At 54.8% G+C, this 13,005-nt stretch carries 13 protein-coding genes; 3 read left to right on the top strand and 10 right to left on the bottom strand.

Features of this window, described 5'->3' with window-relative positions; all coding sequences use genetic code 11:
• Nucleotides 1-97: 97 nt before the first annotated feature.
• On the bottom strand, nt 98-379 hold the full coding sequence (locus W822_RS28140; RefSeq protein ID WP_024003885.1) for a UxaA family hydrolase: 282 nt from the start codon (nt 377-379) through the stop codon (nt 98-100).
• A 193-nt stretch (nt 380-572) separates the two neighbouring features.
• On the opposite strand from W822_RS28140, the gene W822_RS28135 reads away from it, so the two are divergent.
• Entirely contained in the window at nt 573-1,304 is a 732-nt protein-coding gene (locus W822_RS28135; protein ID WP_024003884.1) for a GntR family transcriptional regulator, read from the top strand.
• Nucleotides 1,305-1,633: 329 nt separating this feature from the next.
• On the opposite strand, the gene W822_RS28130 is transcribed toward W822_RS28135, so the two are convergent.
• Genes W822_RS28130 through W822_RS28105 form a run of 6 tightly spaced genes read right to left on the bottom strand, consistent with a single transcriptional unit; the run spans nt 1,634 to nt 7,400 of the window.
• Nucleotides 1,634-3,127 (bottom strand): class I adenylate-forming enzyme family protein, encoded by a 1,494-nt coding sequence (locus tag W822_RS28130; protein ID WP_024003883.1) that lies wholly within the window; start codon nt 3,125-3,127, stop codon nt 1,634-1,636.
• 10 nt (nt 3,128-3,137) lie between these two features.
• On the bottom strand, nt 3,138-3,872 hold the full coding sequence (locus W822_RS28125) for a CoA-transferase subunit beta (protein ID WP_024003882.1): 735 nt from the start codon (nt 3,870-3,872) through the stop codon (nt 3,138-3,140).
• On the bottom strand, nt 3,872-4,702 hold the full coding sequence (locus W822_RS28120; RefSeq protein WP_024003881.1) for a CoA transferase subunit A: 831 nt from the start codon (nt 4,700-4,702) through the stop codon (nt 3,872-3,874). The genes W822_RS28125 and W822_RS28120 overlap by 1 nt, the downstream gene beginning before the upstream one ends.
• Before the next feature lie 17 nt (nt 4,703-4,719).
• Nucleotides 4,720-5,445, bottom strand: a complete 726-nt coding sequence (locus W822_RS28115) for an enoyl-CoA hydratase/isomerase family protein (protein WP_024003880.1) — start codon at nt 5,443-5,445, stop codon at nt 4,720-4,722.
• Nucleotides 5,442-6,602 carry a CaiB/BaiF CoA transferase family protein gene (locus W822_RS28110; protein ID WP_024003879.1) on the bottom strand — a complete coding sequence of 387 codons (1,161 nt, stop codon included), beginning with the start codon at nt 6,600-6,602 and terminating at the stop codon, nt 5,442-5,444. The genes W822_RS28115 and W822_RS28110 overlap by 4 nt, the downstream gene beginning before the upstream one ends.
• A gap of 27 nt (nt 6,603-6,629) precedes the next feature.
• Nucleotides 6,630-7,400 carry an IclR family transcriptional regulator gene (locus W822_RS28105; protein ID WP_024003878.1) on the bottom strand — a complete coding sequence of 257 codons (771 nt, stop codon included), beginning with the start codon at nt 7,398-7,400 and terminating at the stop codon, nt 6,630-6,632.
• Nucleotides 7,401-7,560: 160 nt separating this feature from the next.
• Between W822_RS28105 and W822_RS28100 the strand changes: the two genes are divergently transcribed.
• On the top strand, nt 7,561-8,526 hold the full coding sequence (locus W822_RS28100; RefSeq protein WP_024003877.1) for a Bug family tripartite tricarboxylate transporter substrate binding protein: 966 nt from the start codon (nt 7,561-7,563) through the stop codon (nt 8,524-8,526).
• Nucleotides 8,527-8,653: 127 nt separating this feature from the next.
• The gene (locus tag W822_RS28095) at nt 8,654-9,649 is read left to right on the top strand and encodes a tripartite tricarboxylate transporter substrate binding protein (protein ID WP_024003876.1); all 996 of its coding nucleotides are present in this window, start codon (nt 8,654-8,656) and stop codon (nt 9,647-9,649) included.
• A gap of 88 nt (nt 9,650-9,737) precedes the next feature.
• Here the strand turns inward: W822_RS28095 and W822_RS28090 are convergent, their stop codons facing one another.
• From W822_RS28090 to W822_RS28080, 3 genes are all read right to left on the bottom strand, one after another.
• Nucleotides 9,738-10,703, bottom strand: coding sequence for a Bug family tripartite tricarboxylate transporter substrate binding protein (locus tag W822_RS28090; RefSeq protein WP_024003875.1), 966 nt, complete (start codon nt 10,701-10,703; stop codon nt 9,738-9,740).
• Between the two features lie 72 nt (nt 10,704-10,775).
• Nucleotides 10,776-11,786, bottom strand: a complete 1,011-nt coding sequence (locus W822_RS28085) for a cyclase family protein (RefSeq protein WP_024003874.1) — start codon at nt 11,784-11,786, stop codon at nt 10,776-10,778.
• 15 nt (nt 11,787-11,801) lie between these two features.
• Nucleotides 11,802-12,998, bottom strand: a complete 1,197-nt coding sequence (locus W822_RS28080) for a CaiB/BaiF CoA transferase family protein (protein ID WP_024003873.1) — start codon at nt 12,996-12,998, stop codon at nt 11,802-11,804.
• Nucleotides 12,999-13,005: the final 7 nt, after the last annotated feature.

The raw sequence follows: 13,005 nt of genomic DNA, 5'->3' as shown, positions 1-13,005 counted from the left end.
AATCCTTGCTTTGAAGTCTTGGGGCGTTCAGTGCCGGTGTCTGTAAATAACAGCGATGGCGGACGTGCCGATAAGGGCGCAGGTGCCGGGTATGTTGTTACCAGCGCTTGGTTTTGATGTTGTGCACATGGGCGTGGTCGCCGGCATGAATGGGCGCCACGACCTTGCCGATATCAACGCTGTATTTGAAGACGGTATCGCCGTCGTTCATGTTCACCAATGCAACCTTGTGGCCAATGGGAATATCCTGCGTGGCCTTGACTGTAATAATTTTGTCTTCTTCCATATTCCAGCAGCTCAGTTCCATTCCGGCCGTGATGCCTTCGACGACGGCAACGGCAACGGTATCCTTTGAATCATGCAGTACGGCATGGATCATCGTTTTCTCCTTTGATTGACAGATGGGGTCGGGTTTTGATCAGGATATTTGCATCATCATAGTGATAATGTTGATACAAGTCAACTAGATCATCTATATGAATCTAGGGGGTAATGATATTTCCATTTTTATGCTGGCGTTGCGAGCGCAAGCCGTGGCATTATGCGTATAGGTCAATTACAATCAGCTTCCTATGAATCACAAAAAGTTTTTTCTGCCGGGCACCCCTCTTTATTTTGCGATCAAGCAGTCGCTGCTGGCCGCATTGGCTAGTGGCGAGTGGGTGCGCGGTCAGGCCATTCCCCCCGAAAATCAATTGGCTGAAAAATTCGGCGTCTCCATCGGCACCTTGAGAAAAGCGGTAGACGAGCTGGTTAGCGAACATATCCTGATCCGTCATCAGGGGCGCGGCACGTTTGTCGCCACGCATGAAAGCGACCAGCATTTTTTTAAATTCTTCCGGATTCAACGACGCGATGGCCTGAAGTCTTACCCGGTCACTCGCCTGTTGAAGTTCCGCCGCAAAAAGGCCACGCGCGAAGCAAGTGAACGGTTGCAGTTGCCTAAAGACGCAAATGTTTTTCACTTTTTCAATCTGCTAAGTCTGAATGATGATTTGGTGATGGTCGATGAAATCCAGGTGCCGGAAATGTTGTTCGCCTCGTTGACCGAGCAGAACCTGAGCGAGCGTTCAAGCACACTCTATAATTTTTATCAGAATAATTTCGGCATCAATATCGTCGAGACCAGGGAAAAACTCAGTGTGTGTGAGGCTGACAGCGCCGTAGCCAAATGGCTGGATATTGCTCAGGCCATGCCGCTGTTGTTGATTGATCGCATGGCTTACACATATCAGGACAGGCCGGTTGAATGGCGGCAGACGCGCGTCAATACCAGCAAATACGAGTACATCGCAAAAGAGTGATGCTTGCTGTTGTGGGTCGCCTTTTGTCTATTCCCGGTTTTTGAGAAAATTTAAAATTCATGACAGCCCTGTTGCGTCCTTACGTCGTAATAGCAACGCTGCGCAATTTTTTTGCTGTGAATAGTAGCGAATCGCATCATAAGGGGGCAGTTAGGGAAAATAAATGGCTATTTAGAAAAATTACTTACAAAGCTCACAAAATAGGTGTTTCAGGTTTAGGACGAGGGGCACGCATTGTTATAAAATGCCGCTCGTACGATTGATATTCACCTATCCAACGTACATTTGGCCCCGTCTCGCAAGAGTCGGGGCATTTTTTTGTCTGCAGTTTAAGCCCGATCTGCCGCTTCAGGCACGGCTTGCAGCCGCCTGGCGAGCGCCTTGCGATCAACTTTGCCCACGCCGTTTTCAGGCAGTGCATCCACGACAATAAGGGACGCCGGCTGATAGATACGCGACAGATTAGTTTTTAGCAGTTTCTGCACTTGCCCAACGTCCAGCTGTTTGCCTGTTCTTGCTGTTATGAAAGCGACCGGAATTTCCCCGAGGTCTTCATCGGGACGCCCAATCACACAACAGTTTTCGACATCCGGATGCATGGCAATGACATGTTCAATTTGCGAAGGCGAAATGTTTTCACCTCCACGAATAATGACATCCTTGATACGACCGGTGATATATAGAAATTGCTCTTCATCGAAGTAGCCGATGTCGCCGGTATGTAATGGATCGCCTTGCGGATCGAGTGTGCCGGTGGATGATACACCGACATATCCCAGCATCAGGCTGTCTCCGCTGATGCAGATTTCGCCGTTTGTGTTTGGCGCAGTTATACGTTCACCCGTCGCGGAAAGCAGGAAGACATCCTGATTGTCCAGTACCTTGCCGATGGAGCCGATTTTCCTGTTGTTCGGCGGATTCATGGTGGATGTGCAGGTCGCCTCTGACAGGCCGTATGAAATGATCAGCGGCTGTCCCAGATGGCTTTCAATTTTTTTGTGCAATTCAGTTGTGATGGGCGCTGAACCGCAGCGGGCAAGTCTCAGGTTCTGAACAGCTTGTTGCGAGAGTGGATGAGCCAGCATGCGTGAATACATGGTGGGTACGCCGGTAATAATACTTGGCTGTACTGTTTCCATCAGGTTGGACATGGTGCGCGCCGAGAAGCGGGGGGCGAAATAAACGGTTGCGCCTGCTGCCAGAGGGCTGAAAAGCTGGTTATTCAGCCCGTTGGTGTGATAAATGGGCATGACATGCAGCAACACATCGTGTGCTGTCAATTCGCTCATGGCAATCACCCCGCGGGCATTGTTGAGCACGCCTCGATGGCTTTCCAGTACGCCCTTGGGTCTGCCCGTACTGCCCGAGGTAAACAGCATCAGGGCCGGTTGTGCGGGCGCGATGTCTGTTGCCCAGTATGGGGCAGCAACAGGTAATGTTGCGGGGTTGATGGTTGTGACCTGGTTCAGGGCGGGTAGCGTTTCCGGCTTGTCTGATAGTAACCAGCTTAATCCGCCGGCCTGCAGGCGATCCGCTAATTCGGCTTCGGATAATCCGGGCTCCAGCGGGCATGGACAGGCGCCGGCAACCATGACGGCCAGAAGGGTAATAACGGCATCCAGCCCGCGTTCCATTGCAATGGCCACACGTACTTCATCGCGCAGGCCGGCGGCTCGCAGGCGCCCGGCCAGGCCGCAGACCGATTCGTACAGTGCGCCATAGCAGATGTCTGTTTGCGCATCGCGCAGGGCGATGCGCTGCCTGTTCCTGGGATCCTGCCAGGCAAGACGCCAGTCTGCCAGAATGGTTGGGGTAGCCGTCATGACCGTTCTCCTAACGCAGTTTGACGCCAGCGTCTTTTTCAAATTGTCCTTGTGGATCCAGTGCGCGCAAAGCGTCCCTTTCGGCGTCGGTGGGCATCGCGGTCGGTTTGGCATCCGCATGGTCGAATGTGAAACCAGTACGGCTGATGACCTCTTCAATGGAGGAATCCGGATGAAACGAATGCAGCGCCAGTCTGTTGTCTTTTTTCAGGAAGACGGCGATGGGCGTGACGACGCCGTGAAAGCCACCCCAGGAGGTACGAAAGTCGAGCTTGTCGACGAAGGTACGAGTGGAGTGTTCTGTACGCCATGTGCAGGCGCGTTTGGCGGTGGGCAGCATGACTGCGCCGCCACCGCCGCCAGGCAGGCGCACTTTGGGCGAGTGCCAGTCGCCAATACATGAATTGTTGGCGTTGCCTTCGCCGTCAATCTGCGCGGCGCCCAGGAAGGTGAGATCCATTTTGCCGCGGGTACAGAGATCATAGAAGTCTTCGTTGGCAAAGATGGATGCCGATTGCTGGGCCAGCACCGGGTCCGAGCTTGAAAGCGGAATGCTGGTCGGGTGCGGGTCAACGCCCCCGGCCACATTGATATAAATGAAATCCCATTCGTAGGCTTTTTTTGCCATCAGGCAGGCCAGCATGGGCATGGTGGAATTGACGCCGCTGAACGTGATCTCATTGGGCCGGATGAAGCGGGCAAGATTGGTGACGATGTAGGAGAAGGGTGACCAGTTGTTTTCCATTATGCGTTTTCCAGTAATTCGGGGGCGGCGTTCATATGCGCCTGGAAGCGCGCTTCGTCCGGATCCCGGTAGGCTTCGACAGCGGGATAATCAATTTCGTAATCAGGCCAGCAAGAGCCGGGCCAGGCGCCGTTTTTCACAATGGAAAAAGCTTCTACCATGAAGTAGGGGATGAGCGTGGTTTCAGGGCTGTCGGTGAAGACGGTGTCGTCGACCAGGTTTTCTGCAACAACCAGCACGCTTTTGGCGGAGCGCGACATGATCCGGTCCCAATGATAGGTACCCAGTACGCGAACGTTGCCTTTGCGATCGACTTCGTTGGCGTGAATCACTGCATAGTCGGGGGTGATGGCGGGAATGACCCAGACCTCTTTTCCGGATCCGTACGGGTCGGCAATTTTGACCCAGTTGTTCAGTTGCGCCAGGTCGCTGCCTTCAATGCCGCCGCAGGGCTGGAAGGGGATGCCAAACGCGGCTGCACGCAGACCTGCCGTCAGGGTGGCGCAAGCATGTTCTTCCAGAGCCAGGCGGTTTTGCTCCACAGCCTTGCGATAGTACTGAGCCAGGCCAAAGTTGCCTTCCATCGCGACAATGCCGGCACGTGCTTTGGAGGCCACACCGGCGCGACACAGGATGTCGATGTCGTACCCCGGCGATTGCTTGATGATTTCAAGGTCCTGCTTATTCTGACGGATGAGTTCGCGGACAAAGGCAAACGGCCCGCGATGCAGAAAGCTGCCGCCCAGCGCCAGAGATGCGCCGTTGGGAATACGATTGACCAGCGCCTGCAGGGATACGCATTTATCGGTCTGGTTGAATCCTGATGTCATGGGGTGTCTCCAGATAATTAATTGGGTTTCAGATAGGCCCGGATCCGGTCCTTGAGGCCGGGCGCCGCGGCCGAGCGAACCAGCGCAGCCAGATTCTGGTCTGATTCAGCGTTTGAATACAGGACCTTGTACAGATTCTGGCGCGTGACATCAGACAAAACGGCATTATTGTTGCGGGCCGCTTCGATGACAGTCGACCAGTGTTCCTGCGCCTGCAGTTCTTGCATGAAACCGATGTTCAATGCTTCACTGGCGTCAAAGGTTCGGGTACTGGACAGAATGTCCAGTGCAGTCTGTGTGCCGACAAGGTTCTGAAAGCGGCGAGTGCCCAGAATCAGTCCGAACTTGATGCCAGGAAAACGGAATGTTGTGCCCGGCTCGGCAACGCGACGCTTGCAGCAGGCAATGATGTCGGCGCCCGCGCCGAAATTTCTTCCGTGGCATAGTGCGACGGTCATGGCTGGCGAGGTTGCCAGCAGGTCCAGCATTAATTCGATTTGCACTACCCGTTGCAGCAGATCGCCTTCGCTGGCAGTGTCCAAATCGGAGAAATCGAAACCGGCACAGAAGTTTTTACCATTTCCCTTGAAAATCAAAAGCGGAACCGCTTGCGCATGCGCGTTCTGTATGCCGGCGGTCAATGCCTGCACCAGCGCCGGCGACAGGGCATTCATCTTCTCGGGGCGGTTCAGTATGAAAACCCAGGCGTCATCGTTGCGTTCAATGATCAGGGGATCACTCATGCGTCTTCTCCCCTTAATGCAAATGTGTCAAGAATATCGTTATGTTCGCCCAGTGCCGGCGGGCCAACGGTGATCTGGCTGGTATGCCCGTCAAAGCGGATGGGTGAGGCAAATGTTCTGGCCGTCAGCCCATTGGGCAAGGGGATGTTCTGGACCCAGTTCATATGTTTGACCTGTTCATCTGCGAGAATGTCGGAGTACGGATTGATAGGTGCGCAGGGCACACCGGCAGCCCGGAATTGCTCAAGCCAGAAGTGTGCATCTGCACCGGCAAAAATAGACTCCATGATTTCCAATAATGCGTATTGGTGCTGGGCACGCAGCGACGTGGTCGCGAAACGCTCATCGTCGAACAGTTCAGGGCGCTGAACAACTTCGCACACAGATTTCCAAAGCGAATTGTTACCTGCAGCCATGCCGAAATACCCATCTTTGCATCGGAAGACCTGATACGGGGCGTTGCGCGGATGAGCCGAGCCCATTTTCCGGGGGTTGTTGCCGCTGCCAAAATATTCCGATGTCTGCAGCGCCGCGATGCCGAGGGTGGCGCCCAGCATGGAGATATCGATATGCGTGCCTTCGCCGGTTTTTTCTGCGACTCTGAGCGCGGACACAATGGAAAAGGCCGCATACAGGCCGGCCGAGAAATCGCATACAGGCACACCGCATTTGACGGGTGCACCGTCGGCTTCTCCCGTGACACTCATCAGGCCGCTCATGGCCTGTACGGTCAGATCGAATCCGCCTTCCTGGCTTCGCGGCCCGCTCTGTCCATAGGCGGAGATGGAGCAGTAGACGATTTGCGGATTAAGTGTTTTGATATCTGCATAGCCCAGGCCAAGCCTGTCCATCACGCCGGGACGATTGTTTTCCAGAACAATATCGGCGTTGCGCATGAGCGCCTGGGCGGCCTGAAGATCAGTTGGATTTTTAAGGTCCAGTGTGACCGATTTTTTGTTCCGGTTCAACGATGCGAAATTTTCGCTGTAGCCTTCGCTGATGGGTGGCCAGCTTCGGAGCGTGTCGCCGCCGTTGGGGTTTTCGATCTTGATGACATCCGCGCCCATATCCGCCAGCAGCATACTGCAGAACGGGCCCGCAGCGACGTTACATATTTCAATGACTTTGACGCCTTGCAGCGTTGATTCTTGCTTCATATTGATGTGCTCACAGAGTGGTTCGTATTAGTTTGATTCACCAAAATAGCCACGGCGATAGCCTGATTCGCGGGATATTTCGCTTGCTGCGTCCAGGACCACGGAAGACCAGCGTTTCATATTGTCCATGGTCAGGCGTTCCAGCGGGCCCGAAATGCCCAGGGCGGCAACGGCCTTATTGTGTCCGTCGAAAACGGGCGCGGCGATACCCCCCACGTTGTTGCGCCATTCGCCCCGGTTGATGGCGTAGCCGACGCGGGCAATGGTCGCCAGTTCTTCCTTCAGGCTGGCCAGAGTTGTGATCGTATTTTCGGTATGACGGATCAGGTCCGCGGGTTGATGGTCCAGATAGTCGCTGTTCTGGAACGCAAGCAGGGCCTTGCCTGTGGCGACCGCATAGGCAGGCGCGCGTCCGCCGATAATGGAATAGGCTCTGACCGGATTGGGACTGTCGATTTTATCGATGTAAATGACATCCAGCCCGTCAAGCACCGAAAGATGCACCGTCTCTTGTGTTTCAAGCGCGACACGGCGCATGAGTGGCGCGGCGATTTTACGTACGTCCAGGCGCGCCAGGCGCTGGGCGGCCAGTTCGAACACTTTCAGCGTTGGCTTGTAGCCACCGGTGTGGCCGCTCTTTTCGACGTAACCGGCCTGGATAAGCGTTTGCAATGTTCGGTGCGTATTGCTTTTTGTCAGGCCGGCCGCGACTGCCAGACAGTCTATTGTGTTGGGCTGATCTTCCTGGGCGCAGATGATCTCAAACAGCCGCAAGCCTTTCAGCAAAGTTTTATCCATATAAATCTCAAATGATGATACAAAAAGTCCTATATTTTAAGATAGTTAGTATAGAACCAATAATTCGTTGACCTGCTATTTATTATATGCGATTCTATTTTTTATTCAATAAATAGAATATATATTCTATATGTTAGGAAAAATAAAAAGGAGTGAGACAATGAATTTATGTGTTCGTGCGGCGCTGGCATGCTTTCTGGCGGTGTCGTCTACGGTCGTTAGTGCTGCAGACTGGCCTGCCAAGCCCATCACAATGGTCGTGCCCTATCCACCGGGCGGCGCGACGGATTTTTCCGCGCGGGTGTATGCGCAATATCTTCCCGACCTCATCGGCGCCACAGTGGTGGTCGAAAATCGGGCAGGGGCGGGGGGTGAGATTGGCGCAGAGGCGGTGTCGCGTGCCGCGCCCGACGGCTACACCATGCTTTTTGGCGCAATGGGCAGTCATGCTATCAACTCGGTGCTGCCTTCCAAGCCCAAGACATATAAATTTCCGGATGCATTTGAAGGCATCTCTTTCGGTACAGCAGTGCCATTGGTTCTGGCGGTGCGCAGTGGCCTGGGCGTCAATACTCTGGATGAACTCGTGCGCAAGGCGCAGGAGAATCCGGGCAAAATTTCTTACGGGTCGGCAGGGGTCGGTTCTTCACAGCATATGGCCGTTGAAAAATTCCAGCTGGCAACCAATACCAGATTATTGCATGTGCCATATAAGGGAAGCGGTCCGGCAGTGACCGATTTGTTGGGCGGGCAGATCGACATGGTGATTGATACGCTGACAACGCTGCTGCCTCAGGCGAACAGCGGCAAAATCAAGTTCATCGCTGTCAGCACGGCTGATCGGGTCAAGACTATTCCGGATGTACCCACGCTGAAGGAACTGAATGTGAAGGATTATGTGCTGACGACCAACTATGGGTTGCTGGCGCCGGCAGGAACGCCCAAAGACATTGTCCGGAAGATGTCAAAGGCCATGCAGGAAATAGCCGCGAGACCGGATGTGCAGAAAAAACTGGTCGACTCCGGCGCTCAGGCGTATGCAACAACGCCGGAAGAAACGGATCAGCTGCTGCTGGATGAAGTGAAAAAGTGGTCCGATGTCGCTACGCGTGCCAAGGTTGAATGAGTGGAGCAAGCATTCCATGAATCACATTTGCCATGAAGCGTTGTGAGCAATAAGAATAGTACGAAAAGCTATTTCGTTAACTTGCCGTTTTTCTGTATAACCATAATTCCCAAGTAGAGAGACTGTCATGCCCTTCAATAGAAAAAAATTCGTCAAATGGTTGTGTACCATTCCTGTGGTGGCCTGCGCTGCGGTTGCGGGCATAGCGATTGCCGCAACATCTGCGAACACCTATCCCGATAAGCCGATCAGATTGATTGTGTCTTATCCCGCCGGCGGTAGCGTCGATGTTGCCGCTCGCATTCTTCAGGAACCGTTGAGCAAGGGCCTGAAGCAGAGTGTGGTGATTGAGAACAAAGGCGGTGCGGGTGGCACCATCGGAACCGCGCAGGTGGTGAATGCTGCGCCCGATGGGTATACGCTATTGCTGACGCTGTCATCGCACACCATCAACCCCGCCATTTATGCGGCATTGCCGTTTGATACGGAAAAAGATCTGGCGCCTGTGTCCATGGTCGCTTCGGCACCGCAAGTGCTGGTGGCGAACCCGGCATTCAAACCTTCAACTATTCCGGAACTGATTGAATTTGCAAAGGCGGCGGATAAGCCGGTCATCTACGGCTCGGCTGGGGTGGGTTCGCCCAGCCATATTGCAGGTGAATTGTTCAAGAAACTGGCAAATGTCAAGCTGACTCATGTGCCCTATCGGGGCGGTGGCCCGGCCACCGTGGATGTCCTGGGCGGACAGATTCCATTGCTATGGGTGTCGCTGCCTTCGGTCACGCAATACATTCGCAATGGAAAGCTCAAAGCGCTTGCCGTATCCACAAAGGATCGAACACCAGTCCTGCCTGATGTGCCGTCTGTTGCCGAAACAGTGTCGGGCTTTAACGTCGATTCATGGTACGCCATGTTTGCGCCTGCAGGCACGCCTCGGCCCATTATAGACAAAATCCAGAAAATACTGGCAGCCAGCGCAGCGGATAAAAAGGTACAGGATGCGTTTCTCGCACAGGGTGCCGTTGTGGTCGGCGGCACGCCCGAAGAGCTGGATGCCGTGGTGAAAAAAGAGATCCCGGCCTGGAAGGCGCTGGCCAAAGACGCCAACATACGGGTTGACTAAGCCAGGGTAAGGCGCCCGGCATAAGAAGGGACGAGCATACCAGGCATGCCGACATACGGACCCGATTGTGGTGGGCCCGTATGCTGTTCTAGTCGAGTTTGATATTGTTCTTTTGGGCGACATCGCCCCAGCGTGTCAGTTCATTTGAAATAAATGTGCGGAACGCCTCGGGCGAGGTGCCTTCCACCTGCATGCCCAGGTTATTCAATTGCTGGATGGTTTGCGGGTCTTTCAGCGCGGTGGCGATGGCCTCGGACAGTTTTTTGATAACCGGTTCGGGCGTACCCGCCGGCGCGAAAATACCGTTCCATTCGCTGACATCCATTTTCACACCCTGTTCGGCCATGGTCGGCACGTCCGGCAGATCGTCGCCGCGTTTGGCGGCGGTGCTGGCCAGCGCTTTCAGTTTTTTGCCACGGATGTACGACATGGCCGATGCGGCGTTGGCAAAGTAAGTATCAACAACACCGCTCATCACGTCTACCAGCGCCGGTGCACCACCCTTGTATGGAACGTGTACGATGTTGATGCCGGTTTCCTGTTTGAGCAGTTCACCCACGATATGAACCGGGCTGCCAATGCCGTAAGAGGCGAAAGTCAGTTTGCCGGGGGCGGCCTTGGCGGCATCCACATACGACTGGACGCTGTTGTACGGCGAATTCTCGGGCACCACCATCAGATAGGGCGAACTGACCACTTTGGACACGGGTACGAAGTCTTTCAGCGGCTCGTAGGGCAGTTTACGCAGAACAGGATTAATGGAAAAGGACGAGGCATCATATAGCAGCGTATAACCGTCGGCAGTGGCGCGTGCCACCTGTGTGGCGCCAATGGAGCCGCTGGCACCGGCCTTGTTTTCGATGACGATCGGCTGTTTGAGTGTGTCGCCCAGCGATTTGGCAATAATGCGCGCTGCATTGTCGGCGCCGCCGCCGGCAGAGTAGGGAACGATCATGCGAATGGCCTTGACAGGGTAGTCGGCAGCCATCGCCGCGCCGCTGGCGAGCAGGCTGCCCGCCAGGGCCAGAGAAAGAGCAGTTTGATTCAGTGACATGATTATCGTGTCTCCGTGAGTGTATGAATGGAATATGCGCGAACCGGTACGCGGTTTAGCATTCGGTCTGCGTTATACGGTGGCCACTGGATTGACCGGTGCGCCGACCATCCCGGGCAGGTAGATAGGCGGGGCAGTCAGGAAGAATGCATGACGTTTGTGATTGCGCAGCCATTGGGCCAGCACTGACAGATGCCATAATTCACCCAGCGGAATCCCCAGTTTGACCAGACAGTGTTCGTGTAGCGGCAGCAGCGGCCCTCGTTTTGCGGTCAGTGTGTAATTGCGTTTTTCCACAGCATGGTTGTCTGCAGCCAGAGCTGATACCTTTGATTGCGTGACCCAGTCGCGCAGCGCCGGGTCGTTGCCATCCAGCGCGCAGCAGGCGGTTTTCAGAATCTCGTGATCATCGTTTGCCTTCAGGTTCAGGGCAATATCGGCCAGCCCGGTATGGAAACAAACGATGTCGCCCTTGCGTATATCGATGTCGTCTGCTTTGATCACGTATTCAATATCGGCAAAACTCACCAGTCTGGCTTCGTCACCAAAATGATGACGCAGATCGATCAGCACACCGCGTCCCTGAATACCATGGCGGGCCATGGGATCGATGGACAGGGCGGCCGCGCCTGTAAATGGGTTGTCGGCCGCTTGAGCGTGTGGGACCACGCGAAAGCCGTTGTAGCCAACCGGCGCTGCCGTTCCGTTCCCATCGGCGTCAAAGCAACTGCACACATGTCCGAATGCATCCCATTGAGTGGAGTACTGAGGTGACAGCGTGACCACATCGTCGCTGACCACATCGGTCGCGCCGGGCGTATCGCCACCCAGCGGGAAATTGAAGATCGGTACGCCATTCTTTCTGGAAGCCTGTATGACAGGACCCGCGCGACGGGGGTTGAGAACGGGCTGTCGGGGAACATCAAGCGGCAGACTCAGTGAAAAGCTCTGACCGGTCACAATCTCCCGGGCGGCCGCTACGCGCGCACGGGCATCGATCCAGTTCAGGCGTCCCAATTGATCCTCTGCGCCGAAGTCTCCCCAGTTGGCCCCGTCGGGGCGTTGTTTCCATTGTGTTGTCATAATTGGGTTTCCTTGTCAGCGCACAATACCGCGTTGCCTGAGATCATCGATATCGCGATCGGCATAACCATATTCGGCAAGCAGTTCGCTGGTATGTTCGCCAAAGTCCGGTGCCGGCAGATCGGTCGCGCATGCGGTCTGATTCATTTTGATCAGACCGGTGATGCTTTTATATTTGCCAATCTTGCGATGCGAGAATTCCCGAATCATGCCTTCTGCCTGCACCTGTGGATGCTCGAACATATCATCGACAGGCCGAACCATAGAGCAGGGAACCTGCGTCCCGAAATGCGCTTCCCAGTCGGCTGCGCTGCGTTGTTGCAGCGCCTGGCGGATGATGGGCACAATCACACTGGCCTGTTCCGCGCGCTTGCGTACGGTGTCATAGCGAACGTCGGCCGCCAGCGATGCGAGACCTGTCAGTTTGCATAGCGCTTCCCAGAAATGCGGGGTGTTGGCGGAAAGGTAGATGAATCCTTCTTTGGTCGGGTGAATCCCGGTGATGCCACCCGAGCGCATGTCGCGCTCGATCCGTTTGGGCTCGCCTTCAGCCCACACCAGGCGGGTGGACTGCATGGTGAGGGCGCTGGCCAGCAGCGAGACCTCTACATATGAGCCCCTGCCTGTGCGTTCACGCTTGAATAGCGCAGCATTCACGCTGTTGGCAATCATGGCGCTGGCGTAAAAGTCCACCACAGATCCGTACACAATTTCCGGCTCGGCCTTGCCCATTCCCTGCGAATCGCAAATGCCCGACATGGCCTGCAGTACCTGATCATAACCCGCATTGTCGGCCATGGGACCGGCCGAGCCATAGCCGGTCATGGCGCAGTACACCAGTGTCGGATTCACTTGTGATAATGTCGGATAATCGATTTTCAGACGGGCAGGCACCTTGGGGCGAAAGTTATGGACCACGACATCAGCCTGCTGCACCAGTTTCAGAAAAATGGCATACCCCTCGGCGGTTTTAAGATCAATGCTGATACCGCGTTTGCCCCGGTTAACGCCTATAAACGCCCGGCTTTCATCTGCCAGGGTAGAGGGGTATTTGCGCAGATTGTCACCTTCGGGCGGTTCGATCTTGATTACTTCAGCGCCCAGATCGGACAGCAGGGTGCAGCCGTAAGGCCCGGCAATATAGGCGCTCAGATCCAGCACGCGAATGCCGGACAGGGGTAAGTCATTGTTTTCTGAAAAGGTTGATGTCATAAAGCTG

Source organism: Advenella kashmirensis W13003 (assembly GCF_000506985.1).
In the GTDB taxonomy this organism is placed as follows: Bacteria; Pseudomonadota; Gammaproteobacteria; order Burkholderiales; family Burkholderiaceae_B; genus Advenella; species Advenella kashmirensis_A.
This window is presented reverse-complemented; position numbering and strand designations above follow the sequence as displayed.

Bases quoted from the DNA above. Each gene is read 5' to 3' on its own strand.
- W822_RS28085 (WP_024003874.1), bottom strand. From the start codon at position 11,786: ATGACAACACAATGGAAACAACGCCCCGACGGGGCCAACTGGGGAGAC.
- W822_RS28115 (WP_024003880.1), bottom strand. From the start codon at position 5,445: ATGAGTGATCCCCTGATCATTGAACGCAACGATGACGCCTGGGTTTTC.
- W822_RS28135 (WP_024003884.1), top strand. From the start codon at position 573: ATGAATCACAAAAAGTTTTTTCTGCCGGGCACCCCTCTTTATTTTGCG.
- W822_RS28125 (WP_024003882.1), bottom strand. From the start codon at position 3,872: ATGGAAAACAACTGGTCACCCTTCTCCTACATCGTCACCAATCTTGCC.
- W822_RS28140 (WP_024003885.1), bottom strand. From the start codon at position 379: ATGATCCATGCCGTACTGCATGATTCAAAGGATACCGTTGCCGTTGCC.
- W822_RS28110 (WP_024003879.1), bottom strand. From the start codon at position 6,602: ATGAAGCAAGAATCAACGCTGCAAGGCGTCAAAGTCATTGAAATATGT.
- W822_RS28120 (WP_024003881.1), bottom strand. From the start codon at position 4,702: ATGACATCAGGATTCAACCAGACCGATAAATGCGTATCCCTGCAGGCG.
- W822_RS28090 (WP_024003875.1), bottom strand. From the start codon at position 10,703: ATGTCACTGAATCAAACTGCTCTTTCTCTGGCCCTGGCGGGCAGCCTG.
- W822_RS28105 (WP_024003878.1), bottom strand. From the start codon at position 7,400: ATGGATAAAACTTTGCTGAAAGGCTTGCGGCTGTTTGAGATCATCTGC.
- W822_RS28100 (WP_024003877.1), top strand. From the start codon at position 7,561: ATGAATTTATGTGTTCGTGCGGCGCTGGCATGCTTTCTGGCGGTGTCG.
- W822_RS28080 (WP_024003873.1), bottom strand. From the start codon at position 12,998: ATGACATCAACCTTTTCAGAAAACAATGACTTACCCCTGTCCGGCATT.
- W822_RS28095 (WP_024003876.1), top strand. From the start codon at position 8,654: ATGCCCTTCAATAGAAAAAAATTCGTCAAATGGTTGTGTACCATTCCT.
- W822_RS28130 (WP_024003883.1), bottom strand. From the start codon at position 3,127: ATGACGGCTACCCCAACCATTCTGGCAGACTGGCGTCTTGCCTGGCAG.